The sequence below is a fragment of the Bdellovibrio sp. HCB337 genome, assembly GCF_047302465.1.
In the GTDB taxonomy this organism is placed as follows: domain Bacteria; phylum Bdellovibrionota; class Bdellovibrionia; order Bdellovibrionales; family Bdellovibrionaceae; genus JACMRP01.
Genome location: NZ_CP178621.1, coordinates 2,956,545 through 2,982,457 on the forward strand (window position 1 = coordinate 2,956,545; position 25,913 = coordinate 2,982,457).

At 47.1% G+C, this 25,913-nt stretch carries 23 protein-coding genes; 5 read left to right on the forward strand and 18 right to left on the reverse strand.

Features of this window, described 5'->3' with window-relative positions; all coding sequences use genetic code 11:
* The first annotated feature begins 126 nt into the window (after nt 1-126).
* The gene (locus tag ACLWBB_RS14315; protein WP_413291608.1) at nt 127-417 is read left to right on the forward strand and encodes a DnaJ domain-containing protein; all 291 of its coding nucleotides are present in this window, start codon (nt 127-129) and stop codon (nt 415-417) included.
* On the opposite strand, the gene ettA is transcribed toward ACLWBB_RS14315, so the two are convergent.
* The gene (gene ettA / locus ACLWBB_RS14320) at nt 410-2,083 is read right to left on the reverse strand and encodes an energy-dependent translational throttle protein EttA (protein WP_413288225.1); all 1,674 of its coding nucleotides are present in this window, start codon (nt 2,081-2,083) and stop codon (nt 410-412) included. The two genes, ACLWBB_RS14315 and ettA, sit on opposite strands and share 8 nt — an antisense overlap.
* Nucleotides 2,084-2,197: 114 nt before the next feature.
* Here ettA and ACLWBB_RS14325 point away from each other — a divergent pair, with 114 nt between their 5' ends.
* Nucleotides 2,198-2,458 (forward strand): hypothetical protein, encoded by a 261-nt coding sequence (locus tag ACLWBB_RS14325; protein ID WP_413288226.1) that lies wholly within the window; start codon nt 2,198-2,200, stop codon nt 2,456-2,458.
* Between the two features lie 10 nt (nt 2,459-2,468).
* Here the strand turns inward: ACLWBB_RS14325 and ACLWBB_RS14330 are convergent, their stop codons facing one another.
* From ACLWBB_RS14330 to ACLWBB_RS14375, 10 genes are all read right to left on the reverse strand, one after another.
* Nucleotides 2,469-7,739, reverse strand: a complete 5,271-nt coding sequence (locus ACLWBB_RS14330) for a Kelch repeat-containing protein (RefSeq protein ID WP_413288227.1) — start codon at nt 7,737-7,739, stop codon at nt 2,469-2,471.
* 140 nt (nt 7,740-7,879) lie between these two features.
* Nucleotides 7,880-8,815 carry a hypothetical protein gene (locus tag ACLWBB_RS14335; protein ID WP_413288228.1) on the reverse strand — a complete coding sequence of 312 codons (936 nt, stop codon included), beginning with the start codon at nt 8,813-8,815 and terminating at the stop codon, nt 7,880-7,882.
* A gap of 32 nt (nt 8,816-8,847) precedes the next feature.
* The gene (locus ACLWBB_RS14340; protein WP_413288229.1) at nt 8,848-9,180 is read right to left on the reverse strand and encodes a BolA family protein; all 333 of its coding nucleotides are present in this window, start codon (nt 9,178-9,180) and stop codon (nt 8,848-8,850) included.
* A 1-nt stretch (nt 9,181) separates the two neighbouring features.
* Nucleotides 9,182-9,706 (reverse strand): hypothetical protein, encoded by a 525-nt coding sequence (locus ACLWBB_RS14345; RefSeq protein ID WP_413288230.1) that lies wholly within the window; start codon nt 9,704-9,706, stop codon nt 9,182-9,184.
* A gap of 9 nt (nt 9,707-9,715) precedes the next feature.
* On the reverse strand, nt 9,716-10,501 hold the full coding sequence (locus ACLWBB_RS14350) for a ParA family protein (protein WP_413288231.1): 786 nt from the start codon (nt 10,499-10,501) through the stop codon (nt 9,716-9,718).
* Nucleotides 10,502-10,567: 66 nt separating this feature from the next.
* A complete protein-coding gene (locus tag ACLWBB_RS14355) occupies nt 10,568-12,595 on the reverse strand; it encodes an ATP-dependent helicase (RefSeq protein ID WP_413288232.1) in 2,028 nt (675 codons plus the stop codon).
* A gap of 3 nt (nt 12,596-12,598) precedes the next feature.
* Nucleotides 12,599-13,036, reverse strand: coding sequence for a hypothetical protein (locus ACLWBB_RS14360; protein WP_413288233.1), 438 nt, complete (start codon nt 13,034-13,036; stop codon nt 12,599-12,601).
* Nucleotide 13,037: 1 nt separating this feature from the next.
* Entirely contained in the window at nt 13,038-13,982 is a 945-nt protein-coding gene (locus ACLWBB_RS14365; protein WP_413288234.1) for a hypothetical protein, read from the reverse strand.
* Between the two features lie 6 nt (nt 13,983-13,988).
* Complete coding sequence (gene fumC, locus ACLWBB_RS14370; RefSeq protein ID WP_413288235.1) at nt 13,989-15,380, reverse strand: class II fumarate hydratase; 1,392 nt, start codon at nt 15,378-15,380, stop codon at nt 13,989-13,991.
* A 13-nt stretch (nt 15,381-15,393) separates the two neighbouring features.
* Nucleotides 15,394-16,179, reverse strand: a complete 786-nt coding sequence (locus ACLWBB_RS14375) for an SDR family NAD(P)-dependent oxidoreductase (protein WP_413288236.1) — start codon at nt 16,177-16,179, stop codon at nt 15,394-15,396.
* Between the two features lie 98 nt (nt 16,180-16,277).
* Between ACLWBB_RS14375 and ACLWBB_RS14380 the strand changes: the two genes are divergently transcribed.
* From ACLWBB_RS14380 to ACLWBB_RS14390, 3 genes are read left to right on the forward strand one after another with little or no spacing between them, the layout of a single operon-like run.
* A complete protein-coding gene (locus ACLWBB_RS14380; protein WP_413288237.1) occupies nt 16,278-16,736 on the forward strand; it encodes an EVE domain-containing protein in 459 nt (152 codons plus the stop codon).
* A 12-nt stretch (nt 16,737-16,748) separates the two neighbouring features.
* Nucleotides 16,749-17,699 (forward strand): tRNA dihydrouridine synthase, encoded by a 951-nt coding sequence (locus ACLWBB_RS14385; RefSeq protein WP_413291610.1) that lies wholly within the window; start codon nt 16,749-16,751, stop codon nt 17,697-17,699.
* A gap of 37 nt (nt 17,700-17,736) precedes the next feature.
* A complete protein-coding gene (locus ACLWBB_RS14390; RefSeq protein WP_413288238.1) occupies nt 17,737-18,003 on the forward strand; it encodes a glutaredoxin domain-containing protein in 267 nt (88 codons plus the stop codon).
* 16 nt (nt 18,004-18,019) lie between these two features.
* Here the strand turns inward: ACLWBB_RS14390 and ACLWBB_RS14395 are convergent, their stop codons facing one another.
* From ACLWBB_RS14395 to ACLWBB_RS14425, 7 genes are all read right to left on the reverse strand, one after another.
* Nucleotides 18,020-19,147, reverse strand: coding sequence for a tRNA-dihydrouridine synthase family protein (locus tag ACLWBB_RS14395; RefSeq protein ID WP_413288239.1), 1,128 nt, complete (start codon nt 19,145-19,147; stop codon nt 18,020-18,022).
* Between the two features lie 103 nt (nt 19,148-19,250).
* Entirely contained in the window at nt 19,251-21,194 is a 1,944-nt protein-coding gene (gene acs / locus ACLWBB_RS14400) for an acetate--CoA ligase (protein WP_413288241.1), read from the reverse strand.
* Nucleotides 21,195-21,298: 104 nt separating this feature from the next.
* Nucleotides 21,299-23,227, reverse strand: a complete 1,929-nt coding sequence (gene dnaK, locus ACLWBB_RS14405) for a molecular chaperone DnaK (RefSeq protein ID WP_413288242.1) — start codon at nt 23,225-23,227, stop codon at nt 21,299-21,301.
* Nucleotides 23,228-23,318: 91 nt separating this feature from the next.
* Nucleotides 23,319-24,428: a molecular chaperone DnaJ gene (gene dnaJ / locus ACLWBB_RS14410; RefSeq protein WP_413288243.1), complete on the reverse strand. Its 1,110-nt coding sequence runs from the start codon at nt 24,426-24,428 to the stop codon at nt 23,319-23,321.
* A gap of 153 nt (nt 24,429-24,581) precedes the next feature.
* Entirely contained in the window at nt 24,582-24,797 is a 216-nt protein-coding gene (locus tag ACLWBB_RS14415; protein WP_413288244.1) for a hypothetical protein, read from the reverse strand.
* Between the two features lie 77 nt (nt 24,798-24,874).
* The gene (locus ACLWBB_RS14420) at nt 24,875-25,228 is read right to left on the reverse strand and encodes a hypothetical protein (RefSeq protein ID WP_413288245.1); all 354 of its coding nucleotides are present in this window, start codon (nt 25,226-25,228) and stop codon (nt 24,875-24,877) included.
* Nucleotides 25,229-25,318: 90 nt separating this feature from the next.
* The gene (locus ACLWBB_RS14425; RefSeq protein WP_413288246.1) at nt 25,319-25,912 is read right to left on the reverse strand and encodes a hypothetical protein; all 594 of its coding nucleotides are present in this window, start codon (nt 25,910-25,912) and stop codon (nt 25,319-25,321) included.
* Nucleotide 25,913 lies beyond the last annotated feature (1 nt).

Consider the following 25,913-nt stretch of genomic DNA (forward strand, 5'->3'; position numbering starts at 1 on the left):
GGGACACAGGCAAGCTTTCAGCAAATTCTAGAGGAAAAACTGAAGTCACGAAGTCGCGAAAGCCTGTCTGGACAAGGCTTCGATCAAGGCCCTCACACTCAAGACCCCGCTCACCTCGCCTATTTGATGGGGCACCTTGGGCCCTCTTTCTTTCGTCCACAGACGAGCAAAGTCTATCCAACAAGACCAAAGCCGCCTCCTCCACCCCACACTCTGACCCCGGAACAGGATCAGGCTTGCGCATTTTTTCTCTCGCAAGGAGTCGAACTATCGAAGGCGTTCACTGCAAGAGAGCTCAAAAAGGCTTTCCGCCTCTTGGCACTGAAGCTTCACCCAGATATGAATAAAGGCGCCACAGAGGACGCCTTTATTATGTTGAAGAAAAATTATGAAACACTAGAACTGATTTTTAGTTGATAGATCTGAAGCGAACACGCTTCGGAGCCGCATCGGCACCTAGACGTTTCTTGCGGTCTTCCTCGTACTCCGAGAAGTTCCCGTGGAAGAATTCAACCTTAGAATCCCCTTCAAACGCCATAATATGAGTGCAAATACGATCCAAGAACCAACGATCATGCGAGATCACGATTGCTGATCCACCAAACTCCAGGATCGCTTCCTCGAGGGCACGCATCGTATTCACGTCCAAATCATTTGTCGGTTCATCCAGCAAAAGCAAATTTGCGCCTTGCTTCAAGATTTTTGCCATATTCACGCGGTTACGCTCACCACCTGAAAGCACTCCCACTTTTTTCTGCTGATCAGAACCTGAGAAGTTAAACCAAGAGACATAAGCTCTAGAAGACATCTCTTTCTGACCCAATTGAATCAGCTCGTTACCGCCAGAGAGTTCTTCCCAAACCGTTTTCTCCGCATTCAGAGTCTCGCGGCTTTGATCGACATAGGCCATCTTCACGGTCTCACCGACTTTGAAGGATCCGCTGTCTGGCTTCTCTTGACCGGTAATCATACGGAACAGAGTCGTCTTACCCACACCGTTCGGTCCGATAACACCGACCACTGCGCCACGAGGAATCGTGAAGCTAACATCGTCAAAGAGCAATTTTCCGCCGTAAGCTTTCGTGATATTTTTAGCTTCACAAACGATATCCCCCAAACGAGGTCCCGGTGGGATATAAATAGACATCTCTTGCAATTTCTCAGGAGTCGCTTCTTTCAAGAGGTTCTCATAGGCAGAGATACGGGCTTTCGCTTTAGACTGACGAGCCTTCGCGCCCTGACGAATCCACTCGAGCTCTCTTTCAAGAGTCTTATTGCGACGAGTATTCGCTTGCTGCTCTTGCGCCATACGCTTGTCTTTTTGCTCTAGCCATGAAGAGTAATTCCCTTTCCAAGGAATTCCTTCACCACGATCAAGCTCTAAGATCCAACCAGCAACGTTATCTAAGAAGTAACGATCATGCGTGACTGCGATCACTGTGCCTGGAAATTTAGCAAGATACTGCTCAAGCCAAGCCACAGATTCAGCATCCAAGTGATTCGTTGGCTCATCCAGCAACAAAATATCTGGGTCGCTCATCAGCAAACGGCACAAAGCCACACGGCGCTTTTCACCACCCGACAACTGAGCGATAGGAAGATCGCCATCTGGACAGCGAAGAGCATCCATCGCGATTTCGATCTTTTGATCGACTTCCCAACCACCGAGAGCTTCGAGCTTTTCTTGAATCGCTCCCTGCTTTTCGATGAGTTTGTTCATTTCATCGGGATCCAAATCAGGATCATTGAACTTTTCACTGATCTCGTTGAATTGCTTCATCAAGATTGGCAGTTCGCCCATTCCCGAAAAGATGTTTTCTTTCACGGTCAAATTGGCATCAAGTTGTGGTTCCTGCTCGAGGTAACCAACTTTCATTTGTCTTGCAGGGAAAGCTTCGCCGAGGAAGTCTTTATCAACTCCTGCCATAATTTTTAGCAAAGAAGATTTACCAGATCCGTTCAATCCCAAAACGCCGATCTTCGCGCCATAAAAATAAGAGAGATAAATGTTTTTTAAAACATAGCGGCTCGGAGGATAAACCTTCGAAACTCCCTTCATCGTGTAGATGATATCTTGAGACATGCAAGGCTCCTTTAAGTATTACTTTAAGAGTGGCAAAGGACCTAATTTATCAGGATGAATTCCCTTGTCAAATAGAGTTCTTTTCTCTTACAAATTAAGAACAGGTGCTAATACATGGATAAAGTGACTAAAGATGCAAATAAACCGGCAGACCCTAAGCCGGAGACCAAACATACAGGGGACACAGATGCCTCCGGAAGCTTGGTTAGGTGGAATAACATCAATAGTGACTTGAAAAGTGCGTTGGACACGTGGACCACGCTGACAGATCAGCTAGCCAACAAGATTTCTCCGGAAGAAGAACAACTCCGCGAGATCAAAAATATTCTTGGAACTCTTAAAGATAAATTGAACGAATTCAACGACGATAAGTAGTCGTCGCAGGCTATGGAGCCGGCGTGTAAACTCCGCCTGTATTCAATGTCGAACCGGTATTACCACCCCAAAAAATAGCTTTCGTGCCTGTCCATACACCTTTAGAGCCAGTTCGTATCGTTGGCGTATTTGCATCTACGATGGTTGCGACCCAAGAGTTTGTACCTGGGTCATAGAGACCACCACTATTTACGTAGCCCCCCTGAAAGCCAGACCACACAATCATTTTACTACCAGTCCAAACCGCAGCATGGTCCTTGCGAGCCACAGGAGCTCCCGCGGTCGAGGTCGCAGTCCACGAATCTGTGGCCGGATCATAGATGCCGCCTGTGTTCTCAAAGGATCCACTACTACCGCCCCAAATAATCATTTTGCTGCCGGTCCAAACTGCGGTGTGACCCTGACGAATCGAAGGAACATTTGCACCCGTTGAAGTCGGTGACCACGCATCGGTGTTGGGATCGTATAAAGCTCCATCATTCAAATTCGCAGATCCACTATATCCACCCCAAACAATCATCTTACTGCCAGTCCAGATTTGTGTGTGATAAAAACGCACTCCAGGAACGTTTGCACCTAATGACATATGCGACCACGTGCTCGTCGCCGGATTGTAAACGGAGCCCATATTGGTGTAAGAACTCGACGCTATTTCACCACCCCAGACAATCATCTTACTGCCAGTCCAGACAGCTTGATGGTGTCGTCGTGGATATGGAACCCCATTATCGACAGTTGAAGTCGCCGTCCACGAATCTGTAGACGGATCGTATCTGCCTCCAGTATTTAATGGCATATTCACAACGGCATTTCCACCGTACACAATCATTTCTGTGCCGGTCCATACCGCTGTATGATTTGTACGGTTGGCTGGCGCCCCCGTGGTGTTTGTCGCAGTCCACGAACTGGTACCAGGATCGTACACGCCACCCGTATTAGAGCCTCCACCCCAAATGACCATCTTGCTGCCTGTCCAAACGGCGACGTGATTTTGTCGAGCTGTCGGAACCCCTGTGGAGCCAGTGGCGGTCCAAGTATTTGCAGCGATATCATAGACGCCACCCGTGTTTGTATTGCTACCTGTAAAACCACCCCAAACAATCATCTGCGTTGCGGTCAGGACGGCACTATGAAATCTTCTACCGGTAGGTGCGCCTACTGTATTTGGCAGCGTCCAAAGCTGGGTCGCTGGGTCATAAATTCCGCCCGTATTTAAGTAGCCACTATTAAACCCGCCCCACACAATCATCTTACTGCCAGTCCATACAGCAGTGTGATCCATTCGTCTGTCTGGAAGAGTCTGAGACAAATTAGCTACAGCATCCCAAGTATCCGTCGAAGGATTGTACTGACCACCACTGTTCGTCACAAATGTCGCAAGTCCACCCCAGACAATCATTTTTGTGCCTGTCCAAACTGCACTGTGATTGTAGCGTGCAACTGCCACATTCGCGCCGGTTGAAGTCGCGGTCCAACTGTCCGTCGCCGGGTCGTATTGCGCACCTGTATTCGTCGCTGAAGGGGTATAGCCGCCCCACACGACCATCTTGCTGCCTGTCCAAACTGCCGTATGATATTGGCGCGCAGTAGGTGTGCCAGCACCGGTCGAAGTCGTACTCAAAGTATTAGCGGCGACATCATAGACAAGGCCCGTATTCGTAGCCGCTGATATCGATCCACCCCAAATAATCATTTTTGAGCCAGTCCAAACCGTCGAGTACGTGTTTCTTGCTGCTGGAGCAGTCACTAAACTGCAAGCATCCCATGTATCAGTGCCGGGATTATAAATACCGCCAGTATTCACTGAGGATCCTGTAACCGTTCCGCCCCATACAATCATCTTGCTTCCGGTCCAAACCACTGTGTGAGTGGTGCGACCGACAGCGACGTTTGTTCCTGTGGAAGTTGCTGTCCATGTGTCCAATGCAGGATCGTATTGTCCACCTGAATTCAAACTAGCGCCACCACCCCAGATAACCATTTTGCTGCCAGTCCAAATGGCGCTGGCATTAACACGAGCTACTGGAACACCGGCGGCTACAGACGTTGCTGTCCAAGAATCTGTCGCTGGATCGTATTGCCCACCGGTATTCACAGATCCGCCCCACACAATCATCTTGCTCCCTGTCCAAACTGCAACGTGAGTTGTTCTTGCTGGCGGCACGCTGCCTGCAACTGAAGTTGCGGTCCACGCATCCGTGTCTGGATTGAAGCGGCCACCTGTATTGGTGTTTGAACCGGTGTTTCCGCCCCATACGATCATTTCGGTTCCGGTCCAAACAGCCGTGTGCCCCGTTCTTGCGAGAGGAATAGTACTAGAAACTGTCGCACTCCACGTATTTGTTCCTGGATCGAATTGTGAGCCTGTATTTGCACGCGTGGTCCCTGAGGTTTGACCTCCCCAAATGATCATCCTACTTCCCGTCCAAACCATTCCGTGCAAACCGCGAACTGAAGGAACATTGGCTCCTGTATTTGTCGCAGTCCAAGAGTTTAAACTTGGATCGTACATAGAACCTGTATTTGTCCAGGCAGCCGCTGCAGTTTGTCCGCCCCAAATAACCATCACGGATCCTGTCCACAATGCTGAGTGAGAGCGTCGCCCTGTCGGAGTTCCCGTTGGATTAGTCGCGGTCCACGAATCCAGCGCCGGATCGTAGACTCCACCTGTGCTTAAGTAAGATCCACTAAACCCACCAAAGACAATCATGTGAGTTCCGGTCCAAACCGCTGTGTGAGCTGTGCGCACAGCCGGAAGATTTGCTCCCACTGAAGTATTCGCTGTCCATGTATCAGTGCCAGGATCGTAGATGGCGCCGGTATTGGTATAAGCACTCGAGCCAGTTTGTCCACCCCACACAATAATATTTGATCCTGTCCAAATTGCGGAGTAACCATGGCGTGCTGAAGGCGCACCCGTTGCAGACATTGTTGTCCAAGTATCAGTCGAAGGCTCGTATTGAGCACCATCGCTTAAAAAATTTGTTGAATCCATTCCGCCCCAAACGATGATCTTACTGCCAGTCCAAACTGATGGTATATACCCTCGAGCAGAAGGAGCATTCGTCGACGATGTCGCAGTCCACGTATCTGCTGCTGGATCGTATTGCGCACCCGAACTTAAAAACGCCGAATTGTTTCCACCCCACACGACGAGTTTGCTTCCAGTCCAAACACTGACGGGCGCCGTTCTTGCGTCTGGAGCGTTCGTCAAAGCTGTTGCCGTCCAAGTGTGTGTTGTTGGATCGTACTGAGCACCTGTATTTGTGTAAGTGATGGCACCTGTTTGTCCGCCCCAAATTAACATTTTGGTTCCAGTCCATACAGCCGCGTGACCTTGTCTCTCCTCAGGAAGCGCAAGCACACTCGGTGCCCAAGAATCCGTGTTAGGGTCATAGATTCCACCGGTGTTAGTTAAAACACCATTGGTGCCTCCCCACACGATCATCTTGCTTCCCGTCCATACAGCGACGGCACCGCTTCTTGCTACCGGAGAGTTTGCTCCCGTTGATGTCGGTGTCCATTGGTCTGTTGTAGGATCATACGAAGCCCCGGTTTTTGTATAGACACCTGCAGCAGTCGTTCCACCCCAAACTATCATTCGGGTGCCGCTCCAAACAGCGACATGAGAGTTTCGTCCCGCAGGAAGATTTGTACTTTCATCAGTCGCCTTCCAAGAGTCTGTTGCAGGATCGTAGACAGAGCCACTACTTCCGTAGGTGACAGAGCCCACCGAACCGCCCCAAATAATCATTTTACTTCCGGTCCAAACCGCCGTGTGAAGATTTCTGCGTATCGGTAAATTCAAAATGGAATTTTCCCACGCATCCGTCGAAGGATTGTAAATACCGCCGTTGTTCAAACTAGTTCCATTTGAGCCGCCCCACACGACCATCTTGCTGCCAGTCCAAACAGCTGTGTGCGAACCGCGTGCAACCGGAAGGTAAGACCCCGTGTCCGCCATCGTTGTCCATGAATCTGTCGACGGATCATAGCGGCCACCACCACCAGAGTAAGTGCTGCCTCCGGTTTGTCCGCCCCAAACGATCATATGAGTGCCATCCCAAACCGCTGTGTGCAGATAACGATTACTCGGAACGTACCCGCTTGTTGACGTTGCAGTCCAAGTATCTGAGCTTGGATCATAGACACCACCGGTGCTGTAATATGTCGGGGATGAAAATCCTCCCCAAATAATCATCTTGCTACCGGTCCAAACTGCAGTGTGACCTTGTCTTGCTGAAGGGCAGTTTGTGGAAGTCGAAGTGATTGCCCAAGTGTCTGTGGCTGGATCATACACACCGCCAGAGTTCATAGTCGAACCGTTTAAGCCACCCCACACGATCATTTTTGAACCAGTCCATACAGCCGTGTGAGTTTCGCGAGAATCGGGAAGACTTAAGTTTGAGGTCTCCCAAGTATTTGTTGAAGGATCAAACTGGCCGCCGTTATTCAAGTAACTGGCTCCCATTCCACCCCACACAATCAGTTTACTGCCTGTCCATATTGCAGTGTGATCCGCACGATTCGACGGAGCATTCACTAAAGAAGTACTTGTCCAAGAATCAGTCGCAACATCATACATACCACCCGTATTCGTGTATGCAGTGCTTGACAGTGTTCCGCCCCATACAATCATTTTTCCACTGGCATAGGTAGCGGTGTGATTTATTCTTCCATAAGGAGCATTCACTCCGGAAATACCGGCCCAAGTATTGGTAGCTGGGTCGTAAATCTCGCCGCTGTCCGAATAGTAATGCCCGCCCCACACAATCATTTTTGAACCCGTCCATACAGCCGTGTGCGAATGCCGAAAATTAGGAACTGAGCCAGGCAGCTGACTCCAAGAATCCGCCACGGGGTCGTACTCAGAACCGTCCCCTAGCAACAGTAAGTTGTTACCATCACCGCCCCATATGATCATTTTTGAGCCTGACCAAACTGCCGTGTGATAGCCACGCGCTGTTGGCGCTCCAACTAAGGATGTCGGCGACCACGTGTTTGTGGCTGGGTCATACTGACCTCCAGTATTTGTCATTGTGGTACCGGATGTATTCCCGCCCCAAACGATCATTTTAGTGCCCGTCCATACAACCGTGTGATACTGACGACTTGATGGAGCACCCGTTAAAGTCGTGGGACTCCAGGAATCAACCGGGGTGCTAGTTTGAGTTTTCCAAAATGCAAAAGGGATCATGGCAGAACAAATATCTGCCATGAAGCAAATGAAGATTGCTAAAAAGATTGGAAGCGCCTTGAAGGGCAGCCAACGTACCGTCATCAGTATACTTTTCGGAATACTAGGGAACACCCTTGACGACACTTGGGACTGCTCCTTAGACATTTCAGGTACATAGAGCAGACCACAGGACACATCTCAAAATAATACTGATTTATCCGTTTTTAGAGCGCCTATATTTGTTATAAGCCTTTTGGAATTAGAGTGGGATCCTTGACCACAGCCTCAATTTTTGTTTTCTCTGCTTGATACCACTGACCGAAATTCGTCTTAGGAACGAACACGACCTGCAAACGATGATCGTCGGCATTGATTTTCTTCTCGTAAAACACGACCACCCAATTTTCGCCAACACTGACTGGCTCTGGAAAAAACTGTCCTGGTTGCATATGCTGAATCATTTTTTCGTACCAAACTTCAGCGTCTTTTATGGTGTCTGAGTTCATGTACTGGGCGACTTTGGGATCTGCCGCCACTTTCGGAGCCTTGGCTTCTTGTGCGTTCTGGTTTTTTTTCTGAGAACCCCACATCATCCCATTTTTCAGAGACAAAGTTAGAACATCATAGGAAAGATTTCGCTCTTTTGCGAAAGCCTCGAGGCCTTTGCCTTTAGTGGGCTCTGCCATTTTGATGAACTCGTGCGCGCGATTCATGCTATCGCCTTGAACTCGTTGGTCCACCAAGAAAAAGTCATAGTAAATATGATGATCTGCTAGGTTCGGAAGGACAAAGGATCTTAAGAACGACTTTTCATCCTTGCCAAATACATCACGAATACGCTTTAGCATCTCAGGATCTTTCGAAGACTCTTCCATGCGTTTTTTTTCGGCTATTACTTCTTTTTCTGAAAACTCGATGCCGTAATTTCTGAGAATTTCGATATTGTAGGCACTTTTCATTAACTGAAAAAGTCCCATATCGCGTTTTTCTTCAGGGAAATAGATGCGTACGACTTGATCACGATAATGCGCATCTTTTTTGTAGATGATGGTTTTGCCAACGACAGCAACTTGGGGTTCGTACAAGAACCAGGCAATTCCGCCTGCCACGACCAATAACAGTACTATCGACCCAAGAATAAGTTTCTTATTCATTCCAGATTTAGAATCAGCTGTCACAACGCCCCCACTGATTCATTATTGTCCATTTTCTATTTTCGATTGTCCAGCTTGCTTCCGCCCCGACATTCGGGCGAGACCATTTCGAACGTATCCTTCACTTTGTCCCATTCTTCGGGTGTCATCGTCTTCTGAGACAATGCGTGCAGGCCTTTCGTCATTTCGGGTTTCATCAAATCGTTCACCATACGGCTGCGGTCAATTCTTGATTTGCCCGCAAAAACTTTCGAGACCACCAAAAGTCTGAAGTGGGTCTCGGAGTTTTTGGGAACAGAGTGCATATGGCTTTCATTCACAAGTTCATAGTACTCGGGATCAAAAGCCTTTTCGATATTTGCTCTCAGAGAAGCTTCAATTGGACCCATATTACTTTCTGTTAATTTTAGACTTTGCGTACTCAAGACCCATTTTTGCCATCATGAAAACGCCTTTTTCCTCGAGTTTCTTCTCGACTTCTTTAGCTTTACGAAGTCCAGCTGCAACTGTGATTTGCGCCAGAGGATGTCCTACAGGGATATTTTCAAAAGTTCCGTTATTCACCCATTCTTCGGCAACATTTTCTGCCACTTCAAAAGCTTTAGGCACTCGAGATCGGACAAGCTCGCTGTACGGAAACTCGATATGAATTTTCTTACGTTCGTCCTGGTTCGGATTGTGCTGACCGTAAGTGTCTTCCTCTGAAGGCGAAGCCTCTTGTGTGAAAGCCACGTCTTCGCTGGCGTCAACTGAAACAGCTTCTTCCGCAGAAATCACTTCGACCTCGATATCTTCGGGGCCATCTGTCGGTACGTCGGCCTCTGTTGTTTCAGATTCTTCGTGATGCTCTTCTTCTCTTCCCGGACGACGGCGGGTCTTTTTCTTTTTAGATTGGTATTCTTTAATTGTTGGCATAATAAACCTCTATAAGATTTCTAAAACTTCGCGAGTGACCAATTCATAATCTTCACGGGCGTTGGACTTTGTGTGATAAATCGTCTTCCCGGTCCCGATGGTGTTTTTCACCTCGGTGGAAGTTCTAATATAACTCTTCATCAACAAATCCTCAAAGGTGTCCATGCACTTCTGTAGAAGCTCATGGCTGACCTTCTCCCGTCCATCAAACTTTGTGAATAGAATCTTTTCTGTCAAGTTCAGGTCGAAATCTTTCTTGATTTCACGAAGTTCTTCGATGTGTTTTTCCAGTCCCATATAGGAAAATCTGTCAGGATTTACAGGTAAAATGACCAAATCCGACGCCACCGTCACTGCCGTGTTTGTGGCACTCAGGGCCGGCGCCGTATCAATCAAAATAAGATCATAGTTCTTTTGGATTTGTGACAAAGGCCCCTTCACTGATTGGGCCCAATTGCGGTTCGAGTTTAAAAGAACTCGGTCCAAAACAGAATTGTTCAGATTTGAAGGAATCAGGTCAATCTTGTCCGTTAAGTGAAGGACACAGTCTTCGATTTTGGCTTTTTTCTCGACGATATCAAGCCACACGGATTTCTCTTCGGCCTCATCAATTCCTACACCAAGGGCAAAAGTTAGATTCGCTTGTTGATCCATATCGACAAACAACACGCGAGCTCCTTCGCGAGCAGCACCAAGTCCAATGTTCAAAACAGAAGTAGTTTTGGCTACTCCGCCTTTGAGCATTTGTACGGACACGACTTTTTGAGGAAAACTATTTTTTGCACTCTTTGCCATGGGTCCTCCTTGAGATTCTTTAATATCCCAACTTGTGGACCCAGTGTTGTCAACTCTGTGACTGTTTTATTTCGATGTATTTTGAGTTTTGGCCTCAAGGCCTTTTAAAAAGCTAGAAACAAGGTCTTCACGTTCTTGTCCTGACACAGGACGCGCACCCATTGGATATTCTTTATAGAGCTTTTGCGCAATCTCGAGCAAGAATCTTGACGGTGCTACGGGACGAACCACGCCATGTCTTTTACGCTGCTGACAACGGGACATGACCAAGCGTTTTTTTGCTCTTGTAACACCCACGTAGAAAAGTCTGCGCTCTTCGTCGATGTCAGAACCCAAAGTTTTATGCGGCAGAAGGTCTTCTTCAAGACCTGCAAGAATCACCACTGGGAATTCCAAACCTTTGCTGGCGTGCAAAGTCATCAGCTGCATTTTGTTCTGCGCGCTGTCTTCTTCGTTCACGTCATCTCGAAGCATCATCGCATCAACGAAAGATTTGATGTTTTCAATGTCATAACTGCGACGACCCAAGTAAGCATCCAGAATACGGCCGACGATTTCAACGACCTGCCATTTCTTTTCAGCAACATTGGGGTCACCGGTAGCAGTGTAAATAAACTGTCGATAGCCCATCTCTTGCAAAATCTCGACGAAATGAGCACCGGGACTTGAACCCACTTTGTAATCCAAAATTTGCGATGGAAGGCTGTGGCAGAAGTTCAGCAACTGATCAATGGACTCGCCGGTTTTCTCTTGAACTTCGGCTTCGCGCCATTTTTGGCAGGCTTCCATGAAAGTCAGCTTATGTTCTCTTGAATACTCGGTGAGCTTCTCGATCGAAGTTTCACCAATCCCTCTCGGAGGCGTATTAATGATACGACGAAGAGAAACCTCGTTCGGCGCAAGCGACTGTTTGAGGTAAGCCATTACGTCTTTGACTTCTTTACGGTCAAAAATCGAAGTCCCACCCGTGATCGTATATGGAATATTCGCACGACGAAGGGAACTTTCGATCAAGCCACCTTGAGTATTGGAACGGTACAAAACCGCGAAATCTTTGTAGGTATAACCTTGGCGCATGAAGTGCTGCACTTCGCTGACGACAAAATCACACTCATCTTCTTCGCGCTCCAAGACGAAAACTTCCGGCAGTTCTCCGGTATTTTGAGCAGCTTCTGCTCTCAAAATCTTACCGTGGCGATTTTTGTTTTGTGCAATAGCCGCGTTCGCCACCGCCAAAATTTCAGAGCTAGAACGGTAGTTTCTTTCAAGTTTAATCACTTCGCAGCTTTTAAACTCTTTGGGGAAATTCAAAATATTTTTTACTTCAGCTCCGCGCCAGCCGTAAATCGACTGATCGTCATCGCCAACAACTGTCAGGTTGTTATGAGTTTTTACGATTTGATGAATGAGCTCCATCTGCAGACGATTGGTATCTTGGAACTCATCCACCATCACTTGCGTGAAAGCGGACTGGATCTTTTCAAGTGCTTCTGGGTGATTTCTGAAAAGCTCTAAGGGCTTAATCAAAAGACCTTCGAAGTCGACCACACCTAGTAGTTCTAATCTTTTATTAAATTTCGGAGTCAGCGCTTCGACCATTTCGTGGTATTCGTCAAAGGCTTCTGTCTTTTTCGCCATCCCGGTACGCTGATCGTTGATCATGTTCAGTAGCTTATCGACATCGAACTTGTCTTTGCCCGAGTTTTTTAAGTCCTTCATCAATTCCTTGATGATGGCAGTACAATCACTTTGATCGACAATTCCGAAGTAAGGACTCAGACCTGCTTGTTTGTGAAAACGGCGAAGAACTTGTAAACCGAAAGAGTGGAAGGTTCCTGCCCAAAGGCCCTTTTTCACCTGTGAACCCACTTTGTGGGACACACGATGCTTAAGCTCTTTGGCAGCCTTGTTGGTGAAGGTCAGAACACAGATCTCATCCGCTTTTGCCACTTTGTCGGCAATAAGGCGCCCTGTTCTAGAAACTAGAACTGTTGTCTTGCCAGAACCTGCCCCTGCTAAAATAAGCAAAGGGCCAAAATCGTGTTCTACGGCTTTGACCTGCTCGGGATTGAGACCTTTTGTCCAAACGCTCATTAACTATTCGCGATTGTGAACTAGATTGCGAACTTCATCAGAGAATACAACTTCAACCTTATCCTGATGAACACCACGAACGATGCCCACACCAAATTTTGGATGGTTGATTTTTTGATTCATAGCAAATTTGCCCTTGATGTTGTAAGAAACTTCTTTTGCGCTCTCTTGAGCGTTCAACAATGCTTCGTACTCAGCGTTGTGAGAAGATCTACGTGCACTCTCAGAGCCCGCACGAGCACGGCTAACCTTCGCAGCTCCTGTCGCGGAAGAGCCGGTTTTAGGCAAAGAGTAGGATTTTTGACTCGCGCAAACTTCACATTTGATTTTTGCGGTCTTAGAAGTCGTATGTGCCAGAACTGTATGGTAGCGATCTGCATTACACTTTTTGCAGAATGTAAAAAAAGACTTCGCGACTGGAGGCAATTGATTCACTGGCATCTTAATATCCCTTTGGTTTGTATATAGTTAGCGATTCGGTTAATTCTTTTTTAGCGATTTCCATGGCATTGAGATAGAAAGGACCTTCTTCGTTCTCAATTTTCTTTTGCAGATCGATCATGCTTTGTTCATTTTTAGGATCGATCTTGTGCTCACTTGGTCCGTAATTTTCTAGGAAGGCAAGGTCCTCTTCACGAGTGAAGAATTGCTCCCAGCACCCTGTATTTACTTGAGCACGATAGGTAATTGTTTTTGCATGAGAGTGCACCGGCGCGTATGAGCCAATCACTTCCAAATGTCCAAAGTGACTGTGAAGTTTCAATGCCGGACTTCCCCACTGGGTCATGCCCGAGCATTGCTCGACATTGGCATACCAAAGGCCGAAGGCCTTTGATAAAAAGCCCAAGCCATAGAACTGATGTTCTTTCGCAAGCAGTGAGTTCACAGAACAAAGATTGTGAGCAACCCACTCTCCACGATGCATCGTTGGAATAATAATAAATAATGAAAGCGGTACCCAGTCCATATCATCCAAGGATTTCGCCATGAAGGATTGACCAAGGCTGCTTTTCAGAAGCGGTGAACCTGTCGCCGGAAACTTTGCCGGATCCAAAATATCACGCACTTCTTTTTTCAATGCAGAAGGTTTCGCAGCGAAACCCGCAACAAAACCCGGCATCACTGCGCAGTCATAGAACACCCAACGAGGCATCGCCATATTGGATGGACCAAATGCACGCTCTTCAATCGAGTAAATACGATCCGCGAAATTGATTTCAGGAATATCGAGAGGATCTTTGTAAATCGGACTATGAGAAAACCAATCCAGCTTATGACGAGTCCCCGGATGTGCAATCTGATTTTCGGGACGCACAAACACATAAGGTCTGATATCCCCAGATTCCATCCAACTCGCTTTTTGTAAAAGTGGATTCAATTTCGCCATTATTCCTTACTTCCCGAGAGGATGGACCATGTCTTCAGGTCTTACTATCTTATCAAATTGTTCAGCAGTTAGCAGTCCTAACTTGACTGCTTCCTCTTTCAAAGTTGTGCCATTTTTGTGAGCTGTCTTCGCAATTTTGGCTGCGTTGTCATATCCAATGTGAGGGTTTAGAGCCGTCACAAGCATCAACGAGTTGTCCAAATGCTTCTTGATTTGTTGTTTATTAGCCTCAATACCAACCACACAATGGTCTGTGAAAGACTCACAAGCGTCAGCAATCAAACGGATAGAATTCAAAACGTTGAACACAATCACAGGTTTAAACACGTTCAACTCGAAGTGACCGTTAGAACCACCAACAGTCACCGCCACGTGATTCCCCATCACTTGAGCACAGACCATAGTCATAGCTTCAGACTGAGTCGGGTTCACTTTACCTGGCATGATTGAAGATCCTGGTTCGTTTTCTGGCAAGTTCAGTTCACCAATGCCACAACGAGGACCCGAGCCCAACAAACGAATGTCGTTTGCAACTTTCATCAAAGAAACAGCGATGGTGTTCAAAGCGCCGCTGACTTCCACCAAAGCATCATGAGACGCCAAAGCTTCAAATTTATTTTCAGCAGAAACGAATGGAATTTTTGTTTCAGCAGCAATGGCTTTCGCCGCTTCTTCTGGGAACTTGATGTGAGTGTTCAAACCAGTTCCAACCGCAGTTCCACCCAACGCTAGTTGATGCAAGTGAGGCAAAACGCTATTCACACGTTGAACAGAGTACTTCAACTGAGTTGCGTAACCAGAGAACTCTTGGCCCAAAGTAAGCGGAGTCGCATCCATCAAGTGAGTACGGCCGATTTTTACGATGTCTTTGAATTCATTTTGTTTTGCGTTCAGCGCGCCATGCAATTTTTCAAGCATCGGCAAAAGACGATTGTGAACTTGATCTGCAACCGCAATGTGCATCGCTGTTGGGAAAGTATCATTCGAAGATTGACCTTTGTTCACGTCATCATTCGGGTGAACTTCTTTGTTAGGAAGTTTAATTCCCTGCATGTCCATCGCGCGGTTCGCGATAACTTCGTTCGTGTTCATGTTGGTCTGAGTACCAGAACCTGTTTGCCATACAACGAGTGGGAAATGCTCATCCAATTTCCCAGAAATTACTTCGTCAGCCGCTTTTACGATGAACTCAGATTTTTTTGGATCCAAAAGACCCAATTTTGTATTTGTGAGAGCCGCGCACTTTTTCAAAACGCCCAAAGCTTTGATCATCTCACGAGGAAAACGGTCACCACCGATTTTGAAGTTTTCGCGGGAACGCTGAGTTTGAGCACCCCAGAATTTATCTGCAGGAACTTTTACTTCGCCCATGGTGTCTTTTTCAATTCTGTATTCCATTATGGTCTCCTCACTATTTTCTATTCACTTGACCGATCGTTGCCTGATCTGTTGGGTAAATTACTAATTCTTGAATATTCACATGTGATGGTCGCTGCACGCACCACAAGATGGTTTCTGCAATGTCTTTCGGAGTTAGCGGCGTCATCCCCTCGTACACCTTGTCGGCTTTTTCTTGATCGCCGAAACGAACCAAAGAGAATTCCGAATTCACCATACCAGGTTCAATATTTGTGACACGAATATTTGATCCAGCCAAATCCATGCGAAGACCTTCAGAGATCGCACGCACTGCAAACTTCGTCGCGCAGTACACAGCGCCACCCGGATAAACCAAGCGACCCGCAACAGAGCCAAGATTTACGATGTGACCTGATTTATTTTTCACCATGTAAGGAAGAACCGCACGAGTCAGGTACAAAAGACCTTTCACGTTGGTGTCGATCATCGCGTCCCAATCTGAAAGCTGAGCAGATTGAACTTTGTCAGAACCTTTCGCAAGGCCTGCGTTGTTCACAAGAACCGTCACGTTTTCAAGGCTTGAACCTTCAGCTTGAACGAAGTCATCGACTTGCGATTTCTTCGTGACATCCAATTGCACAGTTTTGAACTGTTGGTTTCTATCATTCTGTGAGGAAGATTTTACCAAGCGATCGCGAAGCTCTTTCAAGCGATCACTGCGACGGCCGATCAAAATCAAAGAAAAACCGGCCTGCGCCAGCTCCTCAGCCGTGGCCCAGCCGATCCCAGCCGTTGCCCCTGTAATGATGGCCCATTTTGATGTGGGATTTTTGTGCATTTTAGGTCTTTCCTTAGACAGAAGACCTTACAGTTTTTTCTGCTTGAAATCACTCTTACGAATCAATATAACGCACAATATCTTCTCGCGGAGGCCCTATGAAATACTGGCTGATGAAATCTGAACCCGACGTCTACTCGATGGACCACCTTGCCAAGGACAAAACGACCTGGTGGGAAGGGGTTCGCAACTACCAAGCCCGTAATTTTATGATGAAGGATATGACTGAGGGCGATTTGGTGCTGTTTTACCACTCCAACGCCGAGCCCCCTGGAGTTGCCGGGATCGCCAAGGTCTCTGCCGCGGCCCAGCCCGACAAATCCCAGTTTGACAAAAAGTCCGAGTATTTCGATGAAAAAGCCACTAAAGAGAAGCCTCAATGGTTCTGCGTCCAAGTGGAATATGTGCAAAAATTCAAAAACCTTGTATCCTTGGACAATCTTCGTGATGAGAAATCCTTAGCCGAGATGCTGGTTCTGAAGCGTGGGCAAAGGCTTTCCGTGCAACCTGTCGATAAAAAACACTTTGAGATTATCAAAAAACTTGGAGGACTGTAGTTGTCGTCTGACGTGCGTTTGCTTTTAGCTCCGATGGAAGGTGTCGTGGATTGGGTTATGCGCGACACCCTTTCACAAATTGGCGGGATCGACCAATTTGTGACCGAGTTTTTGCGCGTGACAAACGTGCTGCACTCGGAAGTCGTGTTCTATCGCAACTGCCCCGAGCTTAAAACGGGCTCTCGCACCAGAAATGGCACTCCGATTTTTGTACAGCTTTTGGGTGGCCAAGCAGAGCCTTTGGCCATGAACGCCGCCCGTGCTGTGAAGCTCGGAGCATTGGGTGTTGATTTGAATTTCGGCTGCCCGGCTAAAACCGTAAATCGTCACGATGGTGGCGCAAGCTTGTTAAAATCCTGTGATCGCCTTTACGACATCGTGAAAACCGTGCGGGCCGCAGTTCCTGCCGAAGTTCCCGTGACTGCAAAAATCCGTTTAGGCTTTGAAGATCGCAGTGCCTGCATTGAAAACGCAAAAGCCATCGAAGAAGCTGGTGCTACATGGCTGACGGTCCACTGCCGAACCAAAACCGATGGTTACAAACCACCCGCTTATTGGGAGTGGATCCCGCGCATCCGCGAAGTTTGCAAATTACCGATTATCGCTAACGGCGAAATCTGGAATGTCGCTGATTTCCATCGCTGCCGAGAAGCGACTGGCAGCACCGATTTTATGATCGGTCGTGGCGCCATGAGCAATCCGTATATCTTTAAGCAAATCCGCGAAAGCTTGGCCCAAAGCAACGTTACCGAAGCCCATTGGCAAAATACACGCGGTTTGCTGCCAGGCTTCTTTGAAGCGAGTACTTTTCATATTAACGAGTATTTTGCCGTCAGCCGCACTAAGCAGTGGTTAAAAGCCTTATCGCTTAAGAGCCCCGAGGCCAAAGAGGTTTTTGATCAGATCAAAGTGCTACGCAAGCCGCTGGAATTCCGCAGCCAACTGGAAAATTTTTGTTCGTAGTGCTATAATAGTTAAATATTTCTAAATGAGGTGAACTATGGAAAATCAAACAGCAAAAGTGGTCATCTACACAAAAGATCCATGCCCTTACTGCGTGCGCGCTATTAATTTCTTTAACGAATACGGTGTGAAGTTCGAAGAGATTGATTTGTCTGACAAGCCTGAAGAAATCGATCGCATTAAAAACGAGACCGGCTGGAGAACCGTGCCTATCATCATGATCAACGGAAAACTGATCGGTGGTTACAGCGACATGAAAGCGCTTCACGACGAAGGCAAATTCGAACCACTTTTGAAATCCTAGTCGGCGTTTCTTATTTTTACTGACGAAGCTCTGTGTGAGAACACATTTCAATCGGAGCTTCGAAGAACTCTTTCACTAAAACCTGCAACTCTTGCAGGTTTTTTGCTTTGGCGCAGATGCCAACTAACGACTGACCAAAATCCAACCACACCTCTGTAGTACGCACATAAAAACGGATTTTTCTCATCGCAAGATCTTCGCGGAAATAGCGACCACAATATTCAATCAGTTGTAGAAGTGCACGGCCATACTCGGCACCCTCTTCACGCGGTCCTTGCGGTGCGCGCTGTCCTTCGCGGCCTTGTGGTGGTTCAAAACCCATCATCTCGCCAAATTGCCACATCATCCATGGACGTGCGGCAAGCGCGCGCCCTGCCATCGCCATATCACAACCGGTTTCAGTCAGCATATTCATCGCGTCTTCCGCGGTTTGAATATCACCGTTCCCAATCAATGGTAAACTTGTGACTTCGCGAAGATTGCGGATTTGGCTCCAGTCTGCAAAGCCACGACGTTTTTGTGCAGCCGTGCGCGGATGCAGGCAAAGCCAGCTAGCGCCGGCGTTCTCGATACCTTTTACGAAATTATGTAAGTACGAAAAGTCAGATTCATTCGCATAAGGCGAAATGATTTCCGATGCGTCCGTCAAAGTTTCGACTTTCTTACCGGGTTGAGGTGCCGCACGCAGCTTCACTGATACAGGCACTGTGGAATTTTTGACGGTCATTTCGACAACACGAGCGGCATAATCAGGATCGCCCATCAAAGCCACACCATAGTTGTGCTTCAAAGCTTTTTGCACGGGGCATCCCATGTTGATGTCGATGCCTTCGGCTCCCCACTCGTGAATCAATTTTTTGACGCTGTCACTGATAGGCTTTTCTTCGTTGCCAAGAATTTGTGGGACAAGTTCGGTTTCGAAAGTCTCGCGCAAAGTTTCAGGAGTGGTCGTAAGGTCTTCGCCAGGAATACGGCGTGAATTTAACATTTCAGTGGGCCAAATAGTCTTGGCATTGGCAGGCATGTACTCGCGCACGACTAAACGTAAAGCCACGTGCGAAAGCCCCACCATCGGCGCTAAACAAAGCGGAAAGTTAATATCAGAATTTAGAATAGGCCGCTCAAGCCCCACGCGCTTTTGCATGGCAAAGGTTTACAGCCTTTGCCCTCGGAAATCCAGTAAAGCCCCCGCTTTTGTTCGATTTTCCCTCTTAAAGCCACCAAATCCAGGTGGCCCTATCGGGGTTTTATTTATTCAAGCGGTTCTTTACGAGATCATCGACGACTGCTGGGTCTGCCAGGGTTGAGATATCACCTAAAGCTTCTGGTTGGTTTTCAGCAAGCTTTCTTAGGATTCGACGCATGATCTTGCCTGAACGGGTTTTTGGCAGGCCTGGTGCCCACTGCAAAAGATCAGGAACTGCGATCCCGCCGATTTCGTCACGCACCCATTGTACTAATTCTTTTTTAAGTTGATCCGTGCTTTGCACTCCGGTTTTTAAGGTCACAAAGGCATAAATACCTGTGCCTTTGATATCATGCGGATAACCGACGACAGCTGCTTCTGAAACCGCAGCGTGAGCCACCAAGGCACTTTCGATCTCGGCAGTTCCCAAGCGATGCCCCGATACATTCAAGACATCATCCACACGGCCTGTGATCCAGTAATAACCATCTTTATCGCGACGGCAACCATCGCCTGTAAAGTAGTAACCTTTGTAAGCTGAAAAATAAGTTTCTTCGAAACGCTTGTGGTCTTTGTAAACCGTGCGCATTTGCCCAGGCCATGAATCTTCGATGGCAAGAACACCTTCAGTGGCACCGTCAGCTTGGCGTTGACCTTCCGGTGTAAGCACCACAGGTTTGATTCCAAAGAATGGCAATGTTGCCGAGCCCGGTTTTAAATCAAAAGCGCCTGGTAACGGAGAAATCAAAATCCCGCCCGTTTCTGTTTGCCACCAAGTATCGACGATTGGGCAGCGCTCATCGCCGACCACTTTGTAATACCAAAGCCATGCTTCGGGATTGATGGGTTCACCTACTGAGCCAAGCACTCGCAAAGATTTACGCGAACATTTTTTTACAGGCGCTTCCCCTTCACGCATCAGTGCACGAATCGCTGTTGGTGCCGTGTAGAAAATTGTGACTTGGTGTTTGTCGATGACTTCCCAGAATCGAGAATAGCTTGGATAGTGCGGAACTCCTTCAAACATCAACGAGGTCGCGCCATTCGCAAGCGGTCCATAGACCAAATAGCTATGCCCTGTCACCCAACCGACATCGGCTGTACACCAGTAAATATCGTTTTCTTGCAAATCAAAAACATACTCGTGAGTCATACTTGCATAAAGAAGATAGCCACCCGTTGTATGAAGCACGCCCTTTGGTTTTCCCGTAGAGCCTGAAGTGTAAAGTAGAAATAACGGATCTTCGGCGTTCATTTTTTCTGGTTCACACTCGGTATTCACTTTTGGAAGTTCGTCGTGATACCAAATGTCGCGACCTTCAACGAAGCCCACGGTGTTTCCTGTGTGACGAACCATCAAAACTTTACGCACATTCGGAGTGCGCTTCAAAGCTTGGTCGACATTTTTCTTTAGTGGAATTGTTTTACTGCCACGAAGTCCTTCGTCAGCGGTAATTACAAAATCAGAATCACAATCTAAAATTCGATCCGCAATAGAATCTGGAGCAAAGCCGCCGAAAATTACCGAGTGCATAGCGCCAATACGCGTACACGCAAGCATCGCGTAGGCTGCTTCTAAAATCATCGGCATATAGATGGTGACTCGGTCACCGCGTTTTACGCCGTTACGTTTTAGAACATTCGCAAACTTACAGACATTTTCGTGAAGTTCCTTATAGGTCACTTTTTGCGAAGGCACGTTCGGGTCATCAGATTCCCAGATGAGTGCCACTTTGTTCGCACGTTTTGGCAGATGGCGGTCGATACAGTTGTAAGAAACGTTCAGTTCCCCACCCTCGAACCACTTGATGCTGACTGGTGATTTGTAAGAGACCTCTTTGACCTTATTCCATTTTTTAAACCAGTGAAGACGCTCGGCTTGGCCTGCCCAGAATTTTTCTGGATCGCGAATGGACTCGTCGTACATCGCTTTGTATTTGGCTTTGTCGATCAGGGATTTTTTTGCAAACTCTGGTTTAACCGGAATGATGACGTCTTCACTCATGGGGCCCTCGTTCGTGCGTCAGCCCTTAAAAGCAAAAAGGCTGAGAGATTTATAAAAATTCTCCCAGCCTTCGAATGTAGAAACAAGTATTTTAAGTCGAACTCTTAGTTGACGTCTTTATAATCTGCGTCGATTACGTCGTCGCCATCTTTAGTTTCGCCTTCAGCTCCTGCTCCGCCCGAGCCGCCGTTACCGCCGCCGCCAGAACCGTCACCGCCAGGTTGTCCGCCTTGCTTTTTGTAAAGCTCAGAAGACAACTTGTGAGTCACAGCTTGAAGTTTATCGAACGCTGCTTTCAACTCTGTTGCTGGAGCAGATTTGTTCTCGAGAACTTTCTTTGCTTCAGCAATGGCGTCGTTGGCAGATTTCACTTCAGCCTCAGGGATTTGTGCGCCTGAGTCTTTGATCACTTTTTCTGTTTGGTAAATCAAGTTATCCAAGTTGTTGTGAGCTTGAACCGCTTCCGCTTTTTGTTTATCGGCGTCAGCTGCCAATTCTGCTTCACGAACTGCTTTTTTAACTTCTTCTTCACTCAAACCAGATTGAGCCGTGATCTTGATTTGTTGCTGCTTGCCAGAAGACAAGTCTTTTGCAGACACGCTCAAGATACCGTTCGCATCAATATCGAAAGTCACTTCAACTTGAGGAACGCCACGTGGAGCTGGTGGAATGCCCGCAAGCTCAAAGCGTCCTAGAGTTTTGTTGTCTGTCGACATCTTACGCTCGCCCTGAAGCACGTGGATATCAACCGCTGGTTGATTGTCCGCTGCTGTCGAGAAGACTTGAGTCTTCTTCGTAGGGATCGCAGTATTTCTTTCGATCAAGGCAGTCATTACACCACCCAAAGTTTCAATTCCTAGAGACAATGGAGTTACGTCAAGCAACAACACGTCTTTCACGTCACCGGCAAGAACGCCCCCTTGAACAGCGGCACCAACTGCAACAACCTCATCTGGGTTCACAGTGCGGTTTGGTTCTTTACCGAAGAAGTCTTTAACAGCTTTTTGGATCGCAGGAATACGAGTCGAACCACCCACAAGAACGACTTCGTCGATCTCAGAGGCTTTAAGGCCTGCGTCTTCCAAAGCTTTACGGCAAGGCTCCATAGAGCGTTTTACCAAGGCTTCTGTCATTTGTTCGAACTTCGCGCGAGAAAGTCTCATTTGCAAATGCTTAGGACCTGATTGGTCTGCCGTGATGAACGGAAGATTGATCTCAGTGTCTTGAGCAGAAGAAAGTTCGATCTTTGCTTTCTCAGCCGCTTCTTTCAAACGTTGCAAAGCCATCTTGTCGTTTTTCAAATCAATTGCTTGATCCTTTTTGAACTCAGTGATGAGCCACTCAAGAATCACTGTATCGAAGTTATCACCACCTAAGTGCGTGTCCCCGTTCGTAGAACGAACTTCAACAACACCGTCACCCACTTCAAGGATAGAGATATCGAAAGTACCGCCCCCGAAGTCATAGATAACGATTTTTTCGTCTTTCTTTTTATCCAAGCCGTATGCAAGAGCTGCAGCGGTTGGTTCGTTGATGATACGTTTTACTTCAAGACCCGCGATACGACCGGCATCTTTTGTCGCCTGTCTTTGAGAGTCATTGAAATAAGCAGGAACTGTAATAACAGCTTCTGTTACCGGTTCGCCCAAATAGTCTTCAGCAACTTTTTTAAGTTTTGCCAAAACAGCTGCGCCGATTTCTTCTGGAGAAGCTTGTTTTCCGTTTGTAAGTTTGAATGCACAGTCATTGCCTTTAGCAACAACAGTGTACGGAACCAATTTGATTTCTTCAGAGATTTCTTCGAATCTGCGACCGATGAAACGTTTCGCAGAATAGATTGTATTTTCAGGATTGGTCACAGCCTGACGTTTTGCGATTTGGCCCACAAGACGTTCGCCGTCTTTTGTGAAAGCCACCACAGAAGGAGTCGTGCGTGCGCCCTCTTCGTTAACTAGGACTTTCGGTTCGCCACCTTCCATGATCGCCACGCAAGAGTTGGTCGTCCCTAAGTCGATACCAATAATTTTTCCCATTTTTCGCTCCTTAATAAAAACCTAAACTTAACTAACACTTAAAACATGAGTCGGCTTTAAAAACCGTCAAGGTCCCCGGGGTCTTTTTTAGCTATTTTTTCCTGCCAAAAATCCCGCCCTCGCCTTTAACGTCGATACCCTTTAATTTTGCCAATTCGCGTAAGAGTTTTTCTTCTTCTTTTGAGATTTTTTCGGGAAATTCGACCTCTAAAGTGCAATAGAGATCTCCGCGGCGTTGGCCTCGTAATGACGGCAGACCTTGGCCTGAAAGCTTCAAAGTCTTGCCATTTGGCGTCCCCTTAGGAACGTCCAGAGTGACCTCTTCAGCCAGTGTCTCAACATCGATCTCGGCCCCTAATAGCAATTGCAGGTAGGATACGGAAACTGAGGTATGAAGGTCGTCCCCTTCGCGTTCGAAATGATCGTGATCTTTAACGCGAATTTCGACGTATAGGTCACCCGCAGGGCCACCGTTAAAGCCGCCTTCGCCTTCGTTGCCGACGCGCAAACGAGTGCCGGTGTCGACTCCTGGAGGAATATTGATGCGAATTTTGCGATGTTCAGGAACGCGGCCTTTGCCCTTACAAGGTTTGCATGGATTTTTGATCATGCTGCCTTCACCACGGCAAGTTGGGCACGTTGAAGCAACGCTAAAGAATCCTTGTGAACGTACGACTTGGCCCGAGCCACCGCATGTTGGGCAACTGACGGGGCTAGAGCCTTTTTCAGCGCCACTGCCTTTACACTCGCCGCAAGATTCGTCGGTGTCGAACTCGATATCTTTTTCGAGTCCATTTAAAACGTCTTTCAGGGAAATCTCAGTGACGTAACGAAGGTCGGCTCCGCGACGTGGTTCGTGACGAGAGCGACGTGAACGTTGACCGCCGCCTCCGAAGAAGTCGCCGAAAATATCACCGAAGTTTGCAAAAATATCTTCGACATCTTGGTAACCGCGACCGCCACCCATGCCGCCACTGAAGGCTGCATGACCGAAGCGATCATACTGCGCGCGTTTTTGAGCATCACTCAAAACTTCGTAGGCGCCAGCGGCTTCTTTGAATTTTTCTTCGGCCTCGGGATTGCCAGGATTTTTATCGGGATGAAATTGCATCGCCAATTTGCGATAGGCTTTTTTGATAGTGTCGGCATCGGCGTCTTTCGCCACACCCAAAATCTCGTAGTAATCCCTTTGACTCGCCATATAATATCCCGGTTACGATTTCGTATTCAGGGAATATGAAGCTTTTTTACAGGGAGTCAAGCAGGTGCACGAAAAGACGAGGGATTACCCCATGTAACGCGGGGCTTCGCCGATAGGAAACGTTGGCTGCCACTATCGCGGCGGTGACGAGACTTAATTTTGCGAAAGTTCGTAGGCAATTTTGATCGTGCGACCGTCAGAGATGTGTCCTTTGACGAGAACGAACGCCCCTGGCGGAAACTCCCAAGTTTCATCACCGGGCACAAGATTCTGAGGCTGCGGAAGAATCTGGTACAAACTCGGATCAGCCCCTTTCCGCCGCGCAATCACAGGCCGCCAAACATCCAACTGCTCGTTAGTGAGCCGCACGTAAATGGTTTGGGTGTTACCCCAATTGTTGAGTTTTTCTAGGAGGGATTTGATGAAGTTCACTAAAGCCAACCCAATTATTTAATTTTCCGGATAAGACGAATGCCACATTTTCCAAGAATCCAACGCGCAAAAAAGTCCGGACGCCTCAGTGAAGGAATATCCCTCTCCAAAGGGTTCTTCAAATAAAAGGAAATGTTTTTAACAACTTCTTCAACTAGGTCTGCCCGGTCGTTAGGATTCCAATTCTCGAAACGTCGATATAGATTCGGACCAATAATATCCACCTGAGAGGGAAAACAAGATACCTTTAGATCACCAATAGAAATCTCAATTTCAGACTTATCTTCGTCATTGATCTCCGTGACCAACTTTTCTTCGTTGGCCCATTTAGAAAATACTTGCAAAAATAAAGTCTGAAATTGTGTCATGTATACCCTACTTAAGAAAAGTGGCAGGTCCTATTTCTTGTTGCAGTGTTTCCGTAAAAAGGGCCTGGCACCGAATTTCAAAACTAGTAGCTATATCTTTCTTGAGACAGCTAATGTTGCAAAGATAAGAGCCTCTTCAAAAATCCTTTCTCTTGTATAAGAGCTCTCGGTAGAGCCCTCGTGAGAATCTGCAAATCGGAGCTCAAAACACGAAATACCTGGAATCGAGGCCTCTAGCTTCTTAAATAAAACATTCGTGTATGAAGTCACAACTCGAAATTTTTGTTTGGAGGTTGTAAAATTTTTTTCGACCGGAGTCAGCAAATCCATGTTCGCTTTACCTGAGAATAGCAAGTTAAAGTTTTCTGGTTGTTTTTGATCAAAAGAAACCACTAAAAAGAACGTATCTTGGTTCAAATTTTTTAAATTCTCCCTAACATACTTAGCAAGGTCATCGATACACAGATTTTCATTTTTTTCAGACAATGTTAAATCGCTTAGGTCACCGGCTACAGCTTTGGCGCATTCCACATTTTTCGGGCGAAATATGGGTAAGCCCCAATCCGTGAATATGAAATCGGACCTTTTACTCAAGTCATTGACGAAAACCACTCCTCTGAAACCAATCTCCGTATTATTGGAGAAATCAACCGAATCAAAATTATTAGCTTTATCTTTTGTCATG